Here is a 20,255-nt window from a genome sequence, read left to right as displayed (position 1 = left end):
TTAAAGTAACTTTTTACTTTTCTTCTTCTGGACTAAGTGTGCCACCCAGCATCTCATCGATATTTTCATAAATATCTTCTTTTTTCTCTACTTGTTTCTCTTTGTAAAATTTACCAGTACCAAATATTGCATTATCTATATTTGTACTATCAATCAGACCTGCAGATCCTAATTCATCAACCGTAGGTAAATCTGATAACTTCTGAAGACTAAAATGACTTAAGAAATCATCAGTAGTTCCATACTGAATTGGTTTACCGGGAACATCTTTACGGCCCTGTGGTTTTACCCAATTAAGCTCCATTAAAATTTCAAGTGTATTTGTTCCAAAAGCAACACCTCTAATTTCTTCAATTTCAGCTCTAGTAACAGGCTGGTGATAAACAATTATAGCTAATGTTTCAACTGCAGCTCGAGATAGTTTTTTTTCTACAGTTTTTTCTTGAGACATAAGGTTTGATAAATTTTCAGAAGTTCTAAAAGACCATCTCTTAGAAATACAAACTAAATTAATTCCTCTTGATGAGTATTCTTTTTGAAGTTTCTCTAATGATTTTAAAACATCAATTTTTTTTAAAATTTTAGATTCAATGGTGTCAATATCTAATGGTTCAGCAGCAGCAAAAACTATTGCCTCAACTTCTCTTTCACCATCATTCATTTTCGAAGGAAAAGTAACTATATTGTTATTTGTTTCTTTTTTTATTTTTGTCATTTTAGTTCTTTAATATAAATATCATCAAATAAGTTTTCTTGCTTTATAGTTAGATTCCCCTCTTTAACCAGCTCTAAGGAACCAGCAAAAATTCCTGCTTTACCAGTTGTTTTATATTTTGAGCCACTTTTAAATGAAGATGGTATTAATTCATTAATATTTCTCCAATCAATTAACTTACCAAAAAATTCTTTTATTCTTTTGATACCATCTTCAGTGGTAAAAACTGGAAGTTTAGGAATATTCATCCTTTGAAAATCTTTGGTCATAATAATTGAGGAATAAGATTTTAAAAGTTCGTAAAGATTCAGTTTATATTCAGTACTATATATAGATCGTATATTTCCTTTAATTCCTCTAGTTCTTATTTCTCTACCAAGTCTTTTTCTTTTTAACATTTGGTCAGAAAGTAATCTAATCAACTCTAATTTTTTTAATTGTAATTTTAATTTTTCAGCAACTTCTAAAACTTTAAATTCTTCTTCTGGATTTCCTGGCAACAAAAGTTTTGATTTAAGATAAGTTAACCAGGTAGCCATCAATAAGTATTCTGATGCAGACTCTAGATTAAGATTTTTTTCGTTAGTAATATAATTATGAAATTGATCAGCCAGTAATGTTATTGAAATATCCTCAAGGTTAACTTTTTGAGCTTTTGCCAAATCCAATAAAACATCAAGTGGACCGTTATAATTATCAAGATCTACATTAAAGTTTTTAGAATCGGTGTCAGACATAGTAAATATTAACTTATAATCTTATAAAATTGTGATGTTTTTTTAATAATAAACTTACTTATAAATGGTGAATACAGAGCCACATCGTTCATTTCTTTTAAATTTCCATTACAATGAAGAACTAGATCACAACCAGCGTTAAAGGATTTTTTTGTATTAATTGCTATAGAGCCTTTTAAACTCTTCATTGATATATCATCAGACATCAAAATATTTTTAAATTTAATTTGATTTCTTATTAGTTTTATAATTTTCTTCGAATGTGTTGCTGTATTTGCTTTATCGATATTTTTATAAATAAGATGTGCTGTCATTGCAAACAGACTATTTTTATTTTTGAATGCCATAAAATCATTATTATTTAGATGCCTTAATTCCTTGTTGATTGTAGGAGTTTTTTTATGACTATCAACTTTAGCCAAACCGTGACCAGGAATATGTTTTATTACAGCGGCAATCTTATTATTATGCAATTCTTTAATACAAATATCACCAATTTGTGAAACAATCTTTGCATTACTTGAAAATGCTCTGTCACCAATTATTGAGCTAGACCCTTTTGATCTTACGTCAAGAACGGGTAAAGTATTAATATTTATGCCTATAGTTTTTAATAATAAGGCAGTTTTATTTATAAACTTTTTATATTCAGTATAAAATTCTTTTTTATCTTTAAGATAAAGATTGCCAAAAAATTCTCCTGTAAATTTATCTGCTTTAAAAAATTTACTTAATCTATTTACTCTCCCACCCTCTTGATCAATTAAAATAGGGTATTTCTTATCATTAAATATATTTCTAATTTCATTTGTTAATTTTTTAACTTGTGCAATATTTCTGATATTACGTGAAAAAAGTATTATTCCCCAGGGCTTATGTTTAATTAGAAATTTTTTTTCTATAATCAATAATTTAGTTGATTTTAAACCAACTATAAAACTTTTACGATCATCCATCATTATTAATTAATTTCCAAAAATTGTAATTCTTTTTGTTTTTATCTATGCTTTTTTCAACATATTCTACGATATTAACAGTATCACTATTAAGTAAAATAAGATTACGAGAATAATTTTCAGTTTTATCTTCAATATTTTTTAAAGATCTATATGAATTTTTTTTATTTTCATTTGAAAAGTAGTATTTGAAAGATAGAAAAAAAAATAAAACTATAACAATTAAAAATAAAAGATATTTAAGTTCTTTTAACATTACATTTTTTGCGGAGTATCCACTCCAACAATATCCATTCCAGATTTGATAACATTAGATATAACTTTTAAAAAAACTAACTTATCATTTGACATTTTCTTTTGTTCGTTAATAAATCTTTTTGATGGATCATCTTTACCCATATTCCAATAAGAATGGAATTCTGATGATAGCTCATAAAGATAAACTGGTATTCTGTGGGGTTCAAGTCTTAAACTTGCAGCTTCAATACATTTGGGCCATTCAGCTATTTTTTTTAATATCTTTATTTCATCTCCAGTATAATCAAATTCGTAATCATTTATATTCAAATCATTTTCTATATTAAGATCTACGTGTCTAAAAACAGATGATATTCTAGCATAACAATACTGGACATAGTAAAGAGGATTATCTTTTGATTTTTCTTTAACTTTTGTAAAGTCAAAATCCAACTCTACATCGCTACTTCTATTAAGCATAATAAATCTAGTAGCATCCTTACCAACTTCAGCAATCAAGTCTTCAACAGTTATATAGTCGCCTTTTCTTTTCGACATTTTGAAAGGTTTTCCATCTTTAATTAGTTTTACAAGTTGGCTTACCTTACAAATTAATTTTTTTTTATCTCCAGATAATGCATCTACGACAGAAGTTATCCTTTTTATATAACCAGCGTGATCTGCTCCTAATATATTAATAAGTGTATCGTAATTTCTATTTAATTTATTATCGTGATAAGCCACATCACTAGCAAAGTAAGTCCACGATTTATCAGATTTTTGAAGTGCTCTATCTTTGTCATCTCCAAAATCTGTTGATTTAAATAAAAGTTGCTCTCTTTCAACCCAATTTTGATCATCCTCGCCTTTAGGTGCCTTAATTTTTCCACTATAAACTAGTTTTTTATCCTTTAATTTATCAATTGCTTTTTGAACTTCATTATTTAGGACAATATCAGTTTCGCTGATAAATTTATCGTGCACTATTCCAAGGTTTGATAAATTGTTTTTAATCAATTTTAAAGATTCTGAGACTGACAATAAAGTTAATTCTTTTGAAATATCTTCAAATTTATCAAATTTTAAAACTTTGTTAGATTCTATAATATTTTTAGCAATATCAACCAAGTAATCACCAGGGTATAAATCTGAATTTTCAATTGGAAATTTTTCATTAAAAAGTATTTCTCTAATTCTAAAAAAAACAGACTTTGTAAAATTTATGATCTGATTACCATAGTCATTTACATAATATTCCTTAGAAACATCATGTTTGTTAAAAATTAATATATTTGAAATTACATCTCCTAATATTGCGCCTCTACAATGACCTACGTGTAGAGGACCTGTTGGGTTAGCTGAAACAAATTCTACAAGATATTTCTGTTTTTTTTCTTTTATATTGACACCAAAATCTTTGTAATTTTGGTTAACATTTTTAATAAAATTGTTCCAATATATCGTTTTAAATTTAATATTAATAAATCCAGGTTTTGCTACAGAAATAGTTTCAATTTTTTCATCTTCATTTTTAATTAAATCAATTAGGGTGTTTGCAATATCGATTGGAGATTTTTTATTCGCTTTAGAGAGTACCATGGCTACATTGGTTGATATATCACAGTCAATATTTGATGGTGGTATATCTACATTAATTCCTTTTAAAGATTCAGGTATTTCTAAAGAGCCATCTTTATTTAGTTTTTTAATCAAAATTATTATTTTATCTAAGTAGAGATCAAAAATGTTCATTAAATACTTTTGTTTAAATTAATTGCATATCTATCTGTCATACCTGAAATAAAATCAGCAATTGCTCTATTGGGGTCATTTTTTAATTGGTCAGCATTTAAGAATTTTTTGGGCTTATTCTTAATTTTATAAAAAAGTTTATTAACAATTTTTTTTCCATGATTATTTTTTAATAATACTTTCTTATTGTTGTACATTTTACTTCTTAGAAAAAACCTAACATCTTTTTCAATTTTTAGAAATTTACTAGAAAAACATACTATAGAATTATCTAATTTATAAACATCATTTAAAGATTTGATCTTATTAGTTTTTAAATTATTTTTAGTATTTTTAATCAAATCTCTAACCATTAAATCAATTGAATCTCGTATTATTTGATATATCAAAATATCTTTATTATTATTTTTAATATTTTTTTTATGAGATTTATAAATATCTTTAAAAAAATTAATTTCAATCAAGTCGTTTAAATTAAACATTTTGGCTCTGATTCCATCTTGTATGTCATGATTATTATAGGCAATGTCATCAGAGATAGCTGAAATTTGAGCTTCCAATGATCCAGAGTTAGTAAAATTTATTTTATTCTTAAAACTTTTCAATCCAATCAACCTATTAACTGTAGAGAGATCATCAATTGGGCCATTGTGCTTTAGTAATCCATCTAAAGTTTCTAATGTTAAGTTTAGACCTTTAAATTTAAGGTATTTATGTTCAAGAAACATGATTATTCTTAAAGTTTGAAGATTATGATCAAAACCTCCGAAGTTAACCATGCATTCATTAAGGGCATCTTCTCCAGCATGTCCAAACGGTGTGTGTCCCAAGTCATGAGCCAAACTTAAAGTTTCAGCAAGATCATCGTTTAAACCTAAATGTTTAGCTATTGATCTTGCAATTTGTGCAACTTCAATTGAATGGGTAATTCTAGTTCTAAAATGATCCCCTTCTGTATTAACAAAAACTTGTGTTTTATGCTTTAGCCTTCTGAATGAAGCACTGTGAATAATCCTATCTCTATCTCTTTGAAATGGTGTTCTATAAAGTGAATTGGCTTCTTTAAAAATACGACCTTTACTTTTAGATAGAGCTAAATTTGAGTAATTATTCATACTTTAAATTTAATAAATTGATATTATATTAGTAATATCAGTGTTGTTATATGATTAAAGAAATTAAATTTACAGATAAAGCTATAAAACAGATTAATAATTTGTTGTCTCAAAAAGATCCAGGGTCATTTTTTAGAATCGCTATTAAAGGTGGTGGTTGCTCAGGTTTTCAATATGAGTTTACTTTTGACAAAAAATTAGAAGCAGACGACTTAAAACATGAAAATATTCTTATAGATAAAACTTCAGCAGATTTATTAAAAGGTTCAGAAGTGGACTTTGTCTCGGAACTAATTGGTGATCAATTTAAAATCTCTAACCCACAAAGCAAATCTTCTTGCGGTTGTGGTGTTTCGTTCTCCATATAATGATTATCACATCCTGGAATGTTAATTCAGTTAGAGCAAGAATTGAAAATATTAAAGAATACCTTCAAAAATTTTCTCCTGATGTTGTCATGATGCAAGAGATCAAAACACAAGATGAAACTTTTCCCTATGATGATTTTTCAGCATTAGATTATGAAAGTCATGTATTTGGACAAAAAAGTTATAACGGCGTAGCAATCATTTCTAAACATAAACTAGAAAATGTCAGATTAGATTTGATTAAAGACAAATTAAAACAATCTAGAATTATTTCAGCAGAATTAAAGCATAAGAAAAAAGACATTCAACTAATTAACATTTACACACCAAACGGTAATCCTGTAGATACTGATAAATATACTTATAAAAAAGAATGGTTAGATACTTTGATTAAACAGCTAAAAACTCTTTCAAAGAAAAATGAAAATATTATTTTAGCAGGTGATTTTAATATTCTTCCTTCAGCAGAAGATGCTTATAATATTAAAGGTTTTGAAGATGACGCTTTATACAGACTTGAGATAAGAAAAAAATTTAGAGAAATGATTAATCTAGGTTTTCATGATGCCTACCGTCATATTCATGGTGAAATTGAAGGTTATACTTATTGGGATTATATGAGAGGTGCTTGGCAGAAAAATAATGGATTAAGAATTGATCACTTCTTAGTATCAAATTCTTTATTAAATATAGTTAAGAATGTGAATATTAATAAAGACCCTAGAGGAAAAGAAAAACCCTCAGATCACACACCTATTGAAATTGAATTAACTTAAAGATTTAATTTTATTAACAAGTTCTTCATTAATATTTCTTGGTCCTTTATCTAGCCTATTTTTATGCCTTCTTTCACCTGGAAGTCTAACACCCTCCATAGCTGACATTTTACTAAAAAACTCATCAGCATGCTTATCCCAACCTTTACCAGAAATTTTCTCAGGTGAGATTGCTATAATAAATTCACCACCACTTGGAGGGCCGCCATCGTTATTATCTTTAGCAGCAGTTTCAAAACTAAAATTTTCACCAATCAATGCACCAGCTAATAATTCAACCATCATTGCTATACTAGATCCTTTATAGCCTCCAAAAGGAAGTATAACTCCACCATCTGCAATTTCTCCAGGATCAGTTGTTTCTTTACCTTCTTTAGTTAAACCTGTTCCAAGAGGAACTTTATGCCCTTCTCTTTTTGCAATCTGAACTTCACCCATTGCCATTGAGGCTGTTGCCATATCATAGACAACTGGAGTTTTACCAGGTCTAGGCCATGCAAAAGAAATTGGATTTGTACCATACAAAGCTTTCGTAGCACCAGCTGGTGCAACGGCAGGTTTGTAAGATGTACAAGCGATACCAACAAGACCTGCTTCTGCAATAGCTTCAGTTTCAGGCCAAAGAGCTGCCATGTGATGTGAATTTTTTATAGCAAGAACTGCTACACCATTTTTTTTTGCTAAATCAATAACTGCTGGTAATCCTAAACTTAAAACCATAGGGGCAACTGCATTATTACCTAAAACTTTAATAATACTTGGAGCAACATTTTCTAATTCAGGTCTTGCTTTACCATTAATCTTTTTACTTTTTAAGCCAGCCACATAAGCGGGTAATCTAAACAAACCATGAGAAACAGAACCATCTCTTTCGGCTCTCATAATAGTATCTGCTAAAATACTAGCATTTTCCTCATCACAACCATTAGCTAGTAATGTTTTTTTAGCTAATTCTAAAATTTCATTTAATGTTAAGGATACTGTATTCATTTATTTTGCTTTACATTTTTTGCATAAACCAAAAAACTCTAAATTATATTTATTATATTGCATTCCGGTATCGTCTTCAAAATTAGTTAAATATTTTGAAAGTTTTGGATTATTAATTTCAGAAACATTTTCACATTTATTACATATTGAAAAAGCCGTTGCTTGTGAAATTTCACAACTTGAACTTTTACATGCTATAAAAGCATTTCTACTTTCTACTTTATGTATTTTTCCTATTTCGATCAGCTTATCTAATGCCCTGTAAACTTGTAATGGAGCTTTAATTCCCTTTTTTTGAACATTAAATAAAATAGAATAAGCCTTAAGTGGTTCTTTAGCTTTTTCTATAAAATCAAAAATAATTTGTTGATTTTTTGATAGATTGATTTCTTTATGCATAATCAAAAGTTTAACAATAACTCATTAGTTTTTCAATTTAATCGACTGTTTTATATTTAGTAAAGATAAAATAAATAAGATCAAAGACGCTACAATTATTGAGGGTCCTGAAGAAGTATTAAACTCTAATGAAGAAAATAATCCCAAAATTACAGACAATAATCCTCCTATAACCGAGTAAATTACCATTTTTTGTGGACTGTCTGACATATTTCTAGCCATTGCAGCGGGGATAATCAACATTCCAGTAATTAATAACAAACCTACCATTTTAATTGATATGGCAATAACGGCAGCTAGTAAAATTGTAAATATAGCTTTTGATCTATCCGGATTCAAACCTTCAGCTTCAGCTAATTCATAATTAACAGTAGATGCAAATAAAGGTTTCCAAATTAATTTAAGTATAACTAAAATTATAGCACCACCACCCCATACAACAAATATATCATTAGTTGTTACAGCCAATATATCTCCAAATAATAGTCCCATGATATCAAATCTTATAAAAGTTAAAAAACCAATTACTACCAATCCAACAGCTAATGAAGAGTGAGCTAAAAGACCAAGTAAAGCATCACCAGGTAAATTAGTTTTTTTTTGAAGCTGTATTAATATTAGGGCTATTACTGATGAAATCAAAAATACTGAAAGAGCAATATTTAGATCAAATGTATATGCCATTGTAACACCCAGTAATGCTGAATGAGAAAGTGTGTCACCAAAATAAGATAATCTTCTCCAAACAACAAAACATCCAAGTGGTCCTGCAACTAAGGCAATTCCAATTCCGGCCACCAATGCTCTTACAAAAAAATCATCAAACATTTAATTTTTTTTTATCCTACCTTCATCAGAATGCTCGTGATCATGTTTATGCTCATAAACTGAAAGGATCTGAGACGCTTGTTCTCCAAATAAGGTTTTATATTCACTATTTTTTGCAACATCAATAGGTGAACCTGAACAACAAACATGGCCGTTTAAACAGACAACATGGTCTGTTGCAGTCATTACCGTATGTAAGTCATGTGAAATCAATAAAATTCCACAATTTAAAGTATCTGATATTTTTTTAATTAATGCATACAACGCTATCTCACCAGTATAATCGACACCTTGAACTGGTTCATCAAGTACTAACAGTTCTGGTTTTTTTGAAATAGCTCTAGCAAGCAAAACTCTTTGAAACTCCCCTCCAGATAAATTACCTAAATTTTTATTTTTAAGATGCATTACTCCAGTTAATGATAAAGCTTCATTAATCTGATCATCCTTAATATTTTCAGTTAAAACCATAAAGTCTTTAACTCTGAGTGGTAATGTCCAATCAATTGAAATTTTTTGAGGAACATATCCAATTTTATTAGTATTTTTTTCAATACTTCCTTCAATATTTTTATAAATACCTAATGCAATTTTGGCAGTTGTACTTTTTCCTGAACCATTGGGACCAATGAGAGTTACAATTTTACCCTTCTCAACTTGTAGAGACACATCTTCTACTAGCCATTTATTATTTTGGCGAAAACCTGCATTATTTAATTTAACTAATATATTATTATCTGAATTCATTTATCTATTGACATTTAAATGTTATATTATTACATACTGTTATATTATAACAACCATTAAAATATTTAAATTATGAAAAAACTAAAAAAAATATCATTTATTCTATCAATTTTATCATTATTAACGATCTTTACACCAGCTAATGCTGAAATAAAAGTAGTTACATCAATTAAACCTATTCATTCATTAGCGAGTTATCTTATGGATGGAGTTGGAAAACCAGATTTAATTGTAGATGGTTTTAACTCACCACATGGATTTTCTATGAAACCATCTCATGCAAAAATGTTGCAAAATGCAGATCTTATCTTTTGGATAGGTGAAGATTTAGAAAGTTTTTTAGAAAGACCATTAAATTCAATTGCAAAAAAAGCTGAGAAAATTGAATTAATTGAAATTAAAGGTTTGAATGTATTAAAGTTTAGAGAAAGAAATATTTTTGATGAGCATGATCATGACGATCACGCTAAAAAAGAAGATGATCATGACGATCATGACGATCACGCTAAAAAAGAAGATGATCATGACGATCATGACGATCACGCTAAAAAAAAAGATGATCATGACGATCACGCTAAAAAAGAAGATGATCATGACAATCACGCTAAAAAAGAAGATGATCATGACGATCATGATGGGCATGAAGGACATGGACATGGTGAATATGATCCCCACGTTTGGTTAGATCCTATTAATGCAAAAGTAATTCTAAAAGAAATGACTGAGCATTTAATTGAAAATGATTCAAAAAATGCATCTACTTACAAAAGTAACTTAGATAAGGCACTTAAAGATATAGATAAACTTACTATGGATGTAATGACTGAATTAAATGAAAGTACTTCATCTATTGTTTTCCACGATGCATATCAATATTTTGAAGAAAGATTTAATGTAAAAATATTGGGTGCTTTTACAGTTAATACTGACGTAATGCCTGGTGCAGAACAATTATCAGAAATTAGAGAAATAATTGAACATGATAAAGTAAAATGTATTTTCTCAGAACCTCAATTTAATCCTGATATCATTAAGGTAGTTGCTAAAGATATGAATATTAAAACTGGTGTTGTAGATCCACTTGGAGCTACTTTAAACCCAGGAAAAGATTTATATTTTGATCTAATTAGAAATATGTCTGCTTCATTTAAAGGATGTTAATTTAAGGGATTTTATAAATTAAGATTTTAGTTTCCTCTATAATTGTAATAAATTAGTAATAAAACTTACATATAGAGGAGACTATGTTTATTAAAAAATACCTTAAATGGATCAGTACTGCTTTAGTATTAACTGGAATATTATTAACTAATTTAAATATCTACCCTATTAACATCTACTTCCATGGTCTTGGAGTTATTGGTTGGACAATAGCTGGTTTTATATCAAAAGATAAAGCAATATTAACTAATTTTGGTTTGCAAATACCATTATTCTTAATTGGCATTTATAAAATTATAATTTAATCATTATTAGATTATGAAAAATAGAATTTTCATTGGTGAATTTATAGGTAGTTGTTTTTTAGTAATGATTATTGTTGGCTCTGGAATAATGGCTGAAAATCTAACAAATGATAATGCTTTAAGACTTACTGCAAATACGCTTGCAACTGGAGCTGGGTTATTTGTCTTAATAACGGCTTTTGCAGAAATTTCAGGCGCTCACTTTAATCCTTTTGTAAGTTTAGCAATGTATTTAACCAAAAAAATTAAAGGAAAACTTTTAATCACATACATTCCAGCTCAAATATTGGGCTGCTTATTAGGTGTAATGTTAGCTAATCTATTTTTTGAACATAATATAATTGAATTATCTACAAAAAGTAGAGATGGCTTTCATATATTTCTAGCAGAAATTGTAGCTACTTTTGGTCTGATATTTATTATTTTTGCAACTTTAAAAGATAGTAAAACAACAATTGCAGCTTGTGTTGCAACTTATATTACAGCTGGTTATTGGTTTACTTCTTCAACATCTTTTGCAAATCCAGCAGTAGCAATAGCAAGGACTTTTACAGAATCATTTACTGGTATTAATTATCTCAATACACCTACTTATATAATTGCAGAATTAATTGGAGCTTTATTAGCTATAGTAGTTATTAAGAAATTAATTAAGTGAATAACCTGCTGATCTAACTGTTCTAATAAGCTCTTTAACTCCAATAATATTAATATTTTGTCTAAGTCTTCTTATGTGAACATCTATTGTTCTGTTTTCAACATTGATATTTTCTGACCAAACATTTTCTAGTATTTGTTCTCTAGAATAAACTCTTTTAGGATTTTTGATAAAGAAATTTAACAGATCATATTCTTTGGGACCAAGATGGATTTCTTTCTTTTTTCTATAAACTCTACGAGTCATTCTATCAATTTTAAGATCTTCAAATTCTACAATATCAGTAACAACTGATGGCTTAGATCTTCTTAATAGAGCTTTAACTCTAGCTAACAACTCAGGAAAGCTAAAAGGTTTAGTTATATAATCATCAGCACCAGAATTAAGGCCTTTAATCTTGTCCTCTTCTTCACCCTTTGCAGTTAACATTATGATTGGAATATTTTTAAATTTAATATCCTTTTTTAAATTTTTACAGATTTCTACACCAGAGAAATCAGGCAACATCCAATCTAGTAAAACAAGGTCAGGCAATAAATTTTTTATACCCTTGATACCATCATTCCCATTATCTGAGTAAGAAACTTTATAACCTTCTTTTTCTAAATTATATTTAATTAATGTAATGATTGGCTCTTCATCTTCAACGATGTAAATGTTAGCACTCATTAACTTGGATCGAAATCCTTACCTTTGGGTCTAGCACCCTCAATATGTTCACCTTCTATCAGATAAAATAAGGACTCTGCAATATTAGTAATGTGGTCTCCTGCTCTTTCAATATTCTTTGTTACAAAAAGTAGATGAGTTGCCAAATCTAAATTCTTTTTATCCTGTCCTAAAAAATCAGCCACCTCATTCATTGCAGCATGAGTTAGGTCATCAACTTTTTCATCTGTTTTCCAAATTTTTATAGCAGAATCTTTTGATTTATTTAAATAAGCATCTAAAACATCTTTCAATTGTCTTTGAACCAGGTCACCCAATCTTCTTAGGCTGGAAATTAATTCAGCAGGAAGGTCGTGAGGTAAAGGCTTTATTTTTTTTGCAACACTTTTTGCTAAATCTCCAATACGCTCTAAATCACTTGAAATCTTTAAAGTTGATATTGTAAGTCTTAAATCTATCGCCATAGGAGCTCTCTTAACTAAAACAGTAACTATTTGTTCTTCAATAGTAGCTCTCAATTCGTTTACTTTAGCGTCGTTACTTATAATTTTATCTGCTGCTTCTTTATCAACTTTAATTATGGCCTCCATAGAGTCTGATAGTTGAGCCTCAACTAAACTTCCCATTTTGATTAAATTATCATTTAAATTTTGTAGCTCTTCTTCATATGATTTTACTATATGTGTTATGTCAGACATAATTAACCAAACCTTCCTGTTATATAATCCTGAGTCATTTTATTGCCAGGGTTTTTAAATATTTTTTCAGTTGTATCTACTTCAATTATTTTTCCTAAATGGAAAAATCCAGTTCTTTGAGAAACTCTTACTGCTTGTGACATTGAATGAGTAACAATTACTATTGTATAACTTTTTTTAAGTTCATCAATTAATTCTTCAATTTTGGCAGTTGCTATAGGATCAAGTGCTGAACAAGGCTCATCCATTAGTATTACCTCTGGATTAACTGATATAGCCCTTGCTATACATAACCTTTGTTGCTGACCACCAGAAAGACCCGTTCCTGCTTCGTGAAGTCTGTCTTTAACTTCATTCCATAAAGCAGCTTTTTTTAAACTGTTCTCAACAATTATATCCATGTCTACTTTTTTTTCAGCCAAACCATGAATTGACGGGCCATAAGAAATATTGTCATAAATACTTTTTGGAAATGGATTCGGTTTTTGAAAAACCATTCCAACTTTCTCTCTTAAGCTTACAACATCAACATCTTTATCAATTATTTCATTACCATCAATTTTAATTGATCCATCAATTTTACAAATATCAATAACATCATTCATTCTATTGATGCATCTTATAAAAGTTGATTTTCCACAACCAGAAGGGCCAATTAATGCTGTAACCTCTTTGCTATGTATATCTAAATTAACATTAAACAGAGCTTGTTTTTCCCCATAATATACATTTAAATTATTTGCTTTTATCTTTAGTTTGTTATTTGTCATTACCATTTCCTTTCAAATTTTTGTCTTAAATAAACTGCTATAAAATTTAACGTAATAAGAAAACTTAAGAGTACCATAATAGTTGCTGAAGTTTTCTCAACAAAGCCCCTCTCCGCTTGTTCTGACCATAAATAAACTTGAACTGGAAGTGAAGCTGAAGGATCTGTTGGTATTGATGGAATGTCTACCACGAATGCAACCATACCAATTAAAATTAATGGAGCAGTTTCTCCTAAAGCTTGAGCCAAACCTATTATAGTTCCGGACAATGTCCCTGGAATTGCAAGAGGTACCACATGATGCATTACAGATTGAACTTTTGATGCACCTATTGCAAGAGCACCCTCTCTGATTGAGGGTGGTACAGCTTTTAATGAAGCTCTACATGGAATTATAATTCTAGGCAAAGTCATTAATGCTAGAGTAATACCCGCTACTAAGGGTGTTGATCTTGGTAGATGAAAGGTTCCAAGTAGAATTCCTAAACCTAATAATCCGAATACAATTGATGGAACAGCCGCAAGGTTATTAATATTGATCTCTATAAAATCTGTTATTTTGTTTTTAGGTGCAAATTCCTCTAAATAGATAGATGCAAAAATCGCTATAGGGAAAGAGAGTAATAAAGTTATAACTATAGTAAAGAAAGATCCAACTAAAGCACCACCAATACCAGCCAATTCTGGATTTCTAGAATCACCTTTTTTAAATAAATAGGCATTAAATATTTTATCAATTTTGTTTTGTTCTAATAACGAGTCATAAATTTTTAATTGAAAATTATTAATTCTTCTTCTATCCTCTGGTAGATGTCTTGGATAATTACCTTTATGTAATTGATCAATATCATCTGATGCTGTTAACTTTAAAATAGTCTTTTTATTAATAAAATCTGGGTTTTTAATTAAAAAATTTCTTATTTCATACTCATAATCAGGACTAAATAAATTTATTAATGCTTTTTCTTCTTTTAATCCAGTAACTGAATAAACATTCAATATACTATCAATGGCTAAATCATAATACTCGGTATCTTCTAGATTTTTTTGTGTAGGATTATTATCTAGATCTAGAGTTTCTAAATTAAAATTTACCTCAAGATCAATAGTGGTTTTTAAGAATGCACTACTACCCTTGGAAAATATTACATTAATCAAAAAAATAACAAAAAAGATAGCCATCATTACGGATGTAAGCCCATAAAGTCTAAATCGCTTTTCAGCATTATATCTTTTTTTTAGACGCTTCTCTTTATTCATATTTCTCCCTATATTTTCTAACAAACCTTAACGCTATGTAATTTAAGATTAATGTTGCAAAGAAAAGTGTTAATCCTAGTGCAAAAGCGGATTGTGTCTTTGGACTATCAAATTCTTGGTCTCCAACTAAAAGCATCACAATTTGTGTTGTTATTGTAGTGGTAGACTCTAATGGATTTATAGTTAGATTTGCAGCTAAACCAGCTGCCATTACAACAATCATAGTTTCTCCAATTGCTCTTGATACGGCCAACAGGATAGAACCTACAATTCCTGGTAAGGCTGCAGGGATAACTACTCTTTTTATAGTCTCGGATTTCGTTGCACCAATTGCGTAAGATCCATCTCTTAGTGATTGTGGTACGGCATTTATAACGTCATCTGATAATGATGACACATAAGGAATAATCATAACACCCATCACTAATCCTGCAGCAAGTGCACTTTCAGAAGAAACTTCTAAACCTAATTTTTCACCCATTTCTCTAAAAAAAGGACCCACTGTGAGGGCTGCAAAAAAACCATAAACTACAGTTGGAATTCCAGCCAATATTTCAATAATTGGTTTAGAAAATTTTCTAACTTTTACACTTGCGTATTCAGCCATATAAATTCCCGAAAAAAGTCCAATGGGAACTGCAACAGTCATTGCTATCAATGCAATAAATGCTGTACCAGCAAATAAAGGTACAGAACCAAAAGCATCTTTTAAATCAGCATATTCCTCAGGTGTGATAGCTGATGCATCACTAACAAAAGCTCTTTGTGGGCTCCAAGAAGTTCCAAATAAAAAATCAAATATATTGATAGCAGAGAAAAATTTTATACTTTCAAAAAGAAGTGAAAAAATTATTCCTATTGTTGTAAATATTGCAACTAAAGAACATGCAAATAGTAAACCTGTAAGTATTTTTTCCACATCATGTCTTGCTTTATTATTTTTTGAAATTCGTACTATTCCATAAGAAATTGTTAAAATTAAAGTTGAAAATAATAAAACTATTTTTGAAGATTGGGCTATTGATAATAATGATTTATATTGTTCTACACCTAGCTTTATTTCATTGGTTAATGTGCCAGAAAAATTTCCCTCATAAAGAGATCTAATTTTTTGATAAATTAAATTAATTTGATCACTCGAGTAATTATTTAATTCATTGTGACTTAAGGATTGTGAAATTAATGCTTTAATAATGGCTGGTTCAAATATAGACCAAATCAACAATATGATGAGTGAAGGTAATGCACACCAGAGCGCTAAATAATATCCATAGTAATTGGGCAATGCATTAATTTTAATAGATTGACTTGATGTAATTTTTTTAATTCTAGATCTACCGTATAAAAAAGATGAATAACTAAATATCGTTACTACAATCAAAAGGATTAAATTCATATATAGTTGGATATTATGATTTTAATGTTACAGTTTTATTACAAATTTAAACTGCAAATTGAATATAAAAAAAAGGCCAGAAAATTAATTCTGGCCATTTTATTAAGGAAATTAAATTATTTAATACTAATAGTCTGTAACTCTAGAGCTGCAGTTCTAATAGCTTTGTATTTATCTTTTGCTAAAGGAACTAAACCAATTTCAGCTAAATAACCTCTAGGTCCCATTGCTTTTTTTGAAGTAAAGGCTTTTATAAATTCCTCTATTCCAGGGACTACACCAATGTGAGCTTTTTTAACGTAAAAGAATAAAGGTCTTGCTATTGGGTAAGAGTAATCTTGAATACCTTCAAGACTTGGTTTTACACCGTTAATAGCTGCTGCTTTAATTTTATCTTTGTTAGCCACTAAATAACTGTAACCAAAGAAACCGTAAGCATCAGGATTTGAAGCAAGTTTTTGAACTATTAACGTATCGTTCTCTCCAGCTTCAACTGCATAACCGTCTTCTCTCATTTTAGCACATTCTTTTTTAGCTTTTTTTCCGTTAGCTTCAAAAAGAGATTTAGCTGTTTTTGAACAACCTTTGCCCATAACTAATGAATTCCAGGCATCTCTAGTACCAGATGTTGGTGGCGCAATTAGTATTTCAATTTTTTTTGAGGGAAGGCTTGAATCAATATCACTCCATTTTTTATATGGATTAGCAACTAATTTTCCATCTACATCTACTTCATGTGCTAAAGCTCTCCATAATTGTTCTTTAGAAAAATCAATATCAGGAGAGTTAACTGAATGTGCAAAAGAAATACCATCGTTACCAACAACTATTTCTATAATTTCAGCAACACCATTTTTTTCACATAATGCTTTTTCTTTAGATTTAATTGCTCTTGATGCATTTGTAATATCGGGGTGGTTTGTACCAACACCAGCACAGAATAATTTCATTCCGCCTCCAGTACCTGTACTTTCAATAACTGGTGTTTTAAATTTTCCAGTTTTACCAAAAGTTTCAGCAACTACAGTTGCATACGGGTATACCGTAGAAGATCCTACTATTTTAATTTGATCTCTAGCCTGAGCATTAAAAGCAAAAATTGCAAATGCTAAAACTGATAATGTTATCTTAATGTGTTTCATTTTTATTTATCCTTTTGTTTAATTTACAAATTCAAAATATGTTTTTTCTATTAAGGTTTTATTACAGCTTTATGAAAGTTTTATTACAAAAAATAACTTTTTAGTTGTAATCGGTATTAAGCTTTAGGAAATTCTATAGTAACTTCAGTACCTTTACCTTCATCACTTATAATATCCATGGATGCACGATGTTGATTAACTATATGTTTTACAATAGCTAGACCTAGACCTGTACCGCCAGCTTCTTTACTTCTAGCAGGATCAACTCTGAAAAATCTTTCAGTGATTCTAGGTAAAAATTTCTTGGGAATGCCAACACCGTGATCTTTAATTGAAAATAAAAAATTATCACTTTTTTTATGTAGGGATATATTGATGAGGGTATTTTCCTCACTATACTTGCATGCATTATCTATTAAGTTAGTAAAAATTTCTATTAATCTATTTCTATCACCCAATATCTTATGAGCGTCTTTATCAGCACTGTATTCAATTTTCATTTTTCTTTTTTTAATCAAGTCAGAATTAATTTTAATAACATGGTTTATTATTTCGTCTAAATCAATTTCTATACTTGGTCTTATATGTTCTTGTAATTCAATTTTAGATAAAGAAAGTAAATCACTAACTAAACTTTCCATACGTTCAGTTTGTTGAAGCATAATAGGTAAAAACTTTTTTTGACTTTCAAAATCATTTGTTGCGTGACCTTCATTAATGGTTTCAAGTCCCAATTTAATTGATTGCAATGGTGTTCTTAGTTCATGAGAAACATTTGCTACAAAATCAGATTTTAATTGTTGAGTTTTATAAATCTCTGTTAAGTCTTTTAAAAAAATCATTACTGATTGATCTTGATTACAAAGTTTTGAAGGACCAGGAATGATATTAGCTTTATAAAATTCAAAATTTGGTAATTTTATTTCAATGTCAACAATTTGAGTTTTCTTATTGTTGATTGCTAAATCTATACTTTCTAAAAGTTTTGCATCTCTTAAAATTAATGAAATATTTTTCCCATTAATATCGTTTCCAAATCTTGTAAAGGCACTTTTATTTGCACAACAAACATTTCTAGATTTATCAAGGATGATTACCTGATCGATCATCTCATCAAGAAATGTCATTTCTTGAAAGCTTGTTTTACTTAGAGAACTCATAATTTTAAAACCACAGGTAGCATTATAACTTCAAAATTAAATTTGTAATTAATAATTAACTATATAAAACAAAAAATATTACATGACACTTACCTTAATTTACACAATTGTTGGTTTTGCTTTAGCGGGATATAGCGTTATAGCAAATGATTCAATTCAAACGCTTGGAACATTTATAGCGTCAAAACAAAAATGGTTTAAATGGTATACGCTAGCAAGCGCTGCTTCATTTGTGATGATACTTGCAATCACATGGGGTTGGTACAGTAATGCTGGTGATATATCTTATGGAAGATTAACCAGAATTCCTTTCCAAGAAATACAGTGGTATCATGCTGTGGCTCCTGGAATACTTTTAGTATTAACAAGAATAGGTATACCTGTTTCAACCACCTTTTTAGTACTGTCAGCATTTGCATCAACTGTAGTTCTTGAAAAAATGCTTATGAAGAGTGTTGTTGGATATGGCTTAGCAGCTGTTGCAGCATACATTTGTTGGATAATAGTATCTAAATTTATCAATGAGAAATTTGATGAAGTTGAAGATAAATGGATAGGTTTTTGGAGAAACTCTGTATGGGTAACTTCTGCTTGGTTATGGTGGGTTTGGTTATCTCACGACGTAGCTAATATAGCCGTATATCTTCCAAGACAAATAGGTGTAAATTTATTATTAATCGTTCTTGCATACTTTACAGCTCTTATTTTTTATATCTTCTACATAAACGGAGGAACAATTCAAAAAGTTGTTTTAGATAAAACTGGAACTAGATACGCAAGATCAGCAACAATAATTAATGTGATTTATGCTGCTGTTCTTTACTACTTTAAAGAGCTTAATGATTTACCAATGTCAACAACATGGGTATTTGTTGGTTTGTTGTGTGGTAGAGAGCTTGCAATATCTACAATGAATAAAGACTATAAGTTTAAATATGTCTTTCCTTTAATTGGTAAAGACTTCCTTAAAATGACTGTAGGATTGACGGTGTCAGTTGCAATTGTACTTGCAATTCACTACATCATTATTCCAAATAATTGGTTTTAAATATTAATTATGTGGTCGTATTATTATTTAATACAGCCATATTTGTTTTTAAAAAAAGTTTAAAAAGATCTCTACTTAATTAAATAAGTTTAAAATAGCTGAACACTTGTAGAACTTAATCTAATTCTGCGGTATAGTTATTTTTCAAATCTCCGCAATCATTTCAGCTATCTGCTGACCATCAAAAAATAAATTTAACAATTTAAAGTGTCAAAATTATGTTTTTGAAAATGATAAAAATACTCTGTTTTATGGGCATACATGACTACAAAACGTTAAATATTGAGTTTGGTTTTGGACCAACAGATAGAGTTACAACACTTGAGTGCAAAAGATGTGGCTACACTATAATTAAAGGAGGTTAATAAA

General features: G+C 29.2%; 24 protein-coding genes. 7 read left to right on the top strand and 17 right to left on the bottom strand.

Annotation, left to right across the window (positions count from 1 at the left end):
• Positions 1-13: 13 nt before the first annotated feature.
• From scpB to ABXT53_RS03155, 6 genes are read right to left on the bottom strand one after another with little or no spacing between them, the layout of a single operon-like run.
• On the bottom strand, positions 14-715 hold the full coding sequence (gene scpB, locus ABXT53_RS03180) for an SMC-Scp complex subunit ScpB (protein ID WP_415291202.1): 702 nt from the start codon (positions 713-715) through the stop codon (positions 14-16).
• Positions 712-1,452 (bottom strand): segregation and condensation protein A, encoded by a 741-nt coding sequence (locus tag ABXT53_RS03175; protein ID WP_415291201.1) that lies wholly within the window; start codon positions 1,450-1,452, stop codon positions 712-714. Before ABXT53_RS03175 ends, scpB begins: the two co-directional genes overlap by 4 nt.
• Before the next feature lie 8 nt (positions 1,453-1,460).
• A complete protein-coding gene (locus ABXT53_RS03170; protein WP_415291200.1) occupies positions 1,461-2,411 on the bottom strand; it encodes a glycoside hydrolase family 3 N-terminal domain-containing protein in 951 nt (316 codons plus the stop codon).
• Positions 2,401-2,664: a hypothetical protein gene (locus ABXT53_RS03165; protein WP_415276259.1), complete on the bottom strand. Its 264-nt coding sequence runs from the start codon at positions 2,662-2,664 to the stop codon at positions 2,401-2,403. Before ABXT53_RS03165 ends, ABXT53_RS03170 begins: the two co-directional genes overlap by 11 nt.
• Positions 2,664-4,397: an arginine--tRNA ligase gene (gene argS, locus ABXT53_RS03160; protein ID WP_415291199.1), complete on the bottom strand. Its 1,734-nt coding sequence runs from the start codon at positions 4,395-4,397 to the stop codon at positions 2,664-2,666. Before argS ends, ABXT53_RS03165 begins: the two co-directional genes overlap by 1 nt.
• Entirely contained in the window at positions 4,397-5,512 is a 1,116-nt protein-coding gene (locus tag ABXT53_RS03155) for a deoxyguanosinetriphosphate triphosphohydrolase (protein ID WP_415291198.1), read from the bottom strand. Before ABXT53_RS03155 ends, argS begins: the two co-directional genes overlap by 1 nt.
• Before the next feature lie 50 nt (positions 5,513-5,562).
• On the opposite strand from ABXT53_RS03155, the gene ABXT53_RS03150 reads away from it, so the two are divergent.
• Together ABXT53_RS03150 and xth are read left to right on the top strand one after the other, a co-directional pair.
• A complete protein-coding gene (locus ABXT53_RS03150; protein WP_168606297.1) occupies positions 5,563-5,880 on the top strand; it encodes a HesB/IscA family protein in 318 nt (105 codons plus the stop codon).
• Complete coding sequence (xth, locus tag ABXT53_RS03145; RefSeq protein WP_415291197.1) at positions 5,880-6,656, top strand: exodeoxyribonuclease III; 777 nt, start codon at positions 5,880-5,882, stop codon at positions 6,654-6,656. Before ABXT53_RS03150 ends, xth begins: the two co-directional genes overlap by 1 nt.
• Here xth and ABXT53_RS03140 read toward each other — a convergent pair.
• The 4 genes from ABXT53_RS03140 to ABXT53_RS03125 are packed head-to-tail and all read right to left on the bottom strand — an operon-like array spanning position 6,648 to position 9,620.
• The gene (locus ABXT53_RS03140) at positions 6,648-7,646 is read right to left on the bottom strand and encodes an Ldh family oxidoreductase (RefSeq protein WP_415291196.1); all 999 of its coding nucleotides are present in this window, start codon (positions 7,644-7,646) and stop codon (positions 6,648-6,650) included. The genes xth and ABXT53_RS03140 overlap by 9 nt on opposite strands.
• Positions 7,647-8,045, bottom strand: coding sequence for a Fur family transcriptional regulator (locus ABXT53_RS03135; protein WP_415291195.1), 399 nt, complete (start codon positions 8,043-8,045; stop codon positions 7,647-7,649).
• Between the two features lie 24 nt (positions 8,046-8,069).
• Positions 8,070-8,873 carry a metal ABC transporter permease gene (locus ABXT53_RS03130; RefSeq protein ID WP_271482635.1) on the bottom strand — a complete coding sequence of 268 codons (804 nt, stop codon included), beginning with the start codon at positions 8,871-8,873 and terminating at the stop codon, positions 8,070-8,072.
• Positions 8,874-9,620 (bottom strand): metal ABC transporter ATP-binding protein, encoded by a 747-nt coding sequence (locus ABXT53_RS03125; protein WP_271482637.1) that lies wholly within the window; start codon positions 9,618-9,620, stop codon positions 8,874-8,876. It lies immediately after the preceding gene.
• A gap of 72 nt (positions 9,621-9,692) precedes the next feature.
• Between ABXT53_RS03125 and ABXT53_RS03120 the strand changes: the two genes are divergently transcribed.
• The 3 genes from ABXT53_RS03120 (at position 9,693) to ABXT53_RS03110 (ending at position 11,744) form a co-directional block, all read left to right on the top strand.
• Positions 9,693-10,781 (top strand): zinc ABC transporter substrate-binding protein, encoded by a 1,089-nt coding sequence (locus ABXT53_RS03120; protein ID WP_415291194.1) that lies wholly within the window; start codon positions 9,693-9,695, stop codon positions 10,779-10,781.
• Between the two features lie 83 nt (positions 10,782-10,864).
• A complete protein-coding gene (locus ABXT53_RS03115) occupies positions 10,865-11,086 on the top strand; it encodes a DUF6552 family protein (RefSeq protein WP_168606304.1) in 222 nt (73 codons plus the stop codon).
• A 13-nt stretch (positions 11,087-11,099) separates the two neighbouring features.
• Positions 11,100-11,744: an MIP/aquaporin family protein gene (locus tag ABXT53_RS03110; RefSeq protein ID WP_415291193.1), complete on the top strand. Its 645-nt coding sequence runs from the start codon at positions 11,100-11,102 to the stop codon at positions 11,742-11,744.
• Here ABXT53_RS03110 and phoB read toward each other — a convergent pair.
• The 7 genes from phoB to ABXT53_RS03075 all read right to left on the bottom strand — a co-directional run bounded on the left by phoB (position 11,733) and on the right by ABXT53_RS03075 (position 18,838).
• Positions 11,733-12,413 carry a phosphate regulon transcriptional regulator PhoB gene (gene phoB, locus ABXT53_RS03105; RefSeq protein WP_415291192.1) on the bottom strand — a complete coding sequence of 227 codons (681 nt, stop codon included), beginning with the start codon at positions 12,411-12,413 and terminating at the stop codon, positions 11,733-11,735. The genes ABXT53_RS03110 and phoB overlap by 12 nt on opposite strands.
• Positions 12,413-13,111: a phosphate signaling complex protein PhoU gene (gene phoU, locus ABXT53_RS03100; protein WP_415287040.1), complete on the bottom strand. Its 699-nt coding sequence runs from the start codon at positions 13,109-13,111 to the stop codon at positions 12,413-12,415. The genes phoB and phoU overlap by 1 nt, the downstream gene beginning before the upstream one ends.
• 2 nt (positions 13,112-13,113) lie before the next feature.
• Positions 13,114-13,881 carry a phosphate ABC transporter ATP-binding protein PstB gene (gene pstB, locus ABXT53_RS03095; RefSeq protein WP_415291191.1) on the bottom strand — a complete coding sequence of 256 codons (768 nt, stop codon included), beginning with the start codon at positions 13,879-13,881 and terminating at the stop codon, positions 13,114-13,116.
• Positions 13,881-15,140 carry a phosphate ABC transporter permease PstA gene (gene pstA / locus ABXT53_RS03090; RefSeq protein ID WP_415291190.1) on the bottom strand — a complete coding sequence of 420 codons (1,260 nt, stop codon included), beginning with the start codon at positions 15,138-15,140 and terminating at the stop codon, positions 13,881-13,883. The genes pstB and pstA overlap by 1 nt, the downstream gene beginning before the upstream one ends.
• Positions 15,133-16,536: a phosphate ABC transporter permease subunit PstC gene (pstC, locus tag ABXT53_RS03085; protein ID WP_415291189.1), complete on the bottom strand. Its 1,404-nt coding sequence runs from the start codon at positions 16,534-16,536 to the stop codon at positions 15,133-15,135. Before pstC ends, pstA begins: the two co-directional genes overlap by 8 nt.
• A gap of 116 nt (positions 16,537-16,652) precedes the next feature.
• Positions 16,653-17,678, bottom strand: coding sequence for a substrate-binding domain-containing protein (locus ABXT53_RS03080; protein WP_415291188.1), 1,026 nt, complete (start codon positions 17,676-17,678; stop codon positions 16,653-16,655).
• A 116-nt stretch (positions 17,679-17,794) separates the two neighbouring features.
• Positions 17,795-18,838: an ATP-binding protein gene (locus ABXT53_RS03075; RefSeq protein ID WP_415291187.1), complete on the bottom strand. Its 1,044-nt coding sequence runs from the start codon at positions 18,836-18,838 to the stop codon at positions 17,795-17,797.
• Positions 18,839-18,920: 82 nt separating this feature from the next.
• On the opposite strand from ABXT53_RS03075, the gene ABXT53_RS03070 reads away from it, so the two are divergent.
• Positions 18,921-19,886, top strand: a complete 966-nt coding sequence (locus ABXT53_RS03070) for a hypothetical protein (RefSeq protein ID WP_415291186.1) — start codon at positions 18,921-18,923, stop codon at positions 19,884-19,886.
• A gap of 230 nt (positions 19,887-20,116) precedes the next feature.
• Positions 20,117-20,251: a hypothetical protein gene (locus ABXT53_RS03065; protein ID WP_415277767.1), complete on the top strand. Its 135-nt coding sequence runs from the start codon at positions 20,117-20,119 to the stop codon at positions 20,249-20,251.
• Positions 20,252-20,255 lie beyond the last annotated feature (4 nt).

This window comes from Candidatus Pelagibacter sp. Uisw_136 (assembly GCF_047720275.1).
In the GTDB taxonomy this organism is placed as follows: Bacteria; Pseudomonadota; Alphaproteobacteria; order Pelagibacterales; family Pelagibacteraceae; genus Pelagibacter.
The sequence above is the reverse complement of the archived record's forward strand: the minus strand, read 5'-3'. Positions and strand labels throughout refer to the sequence as shown.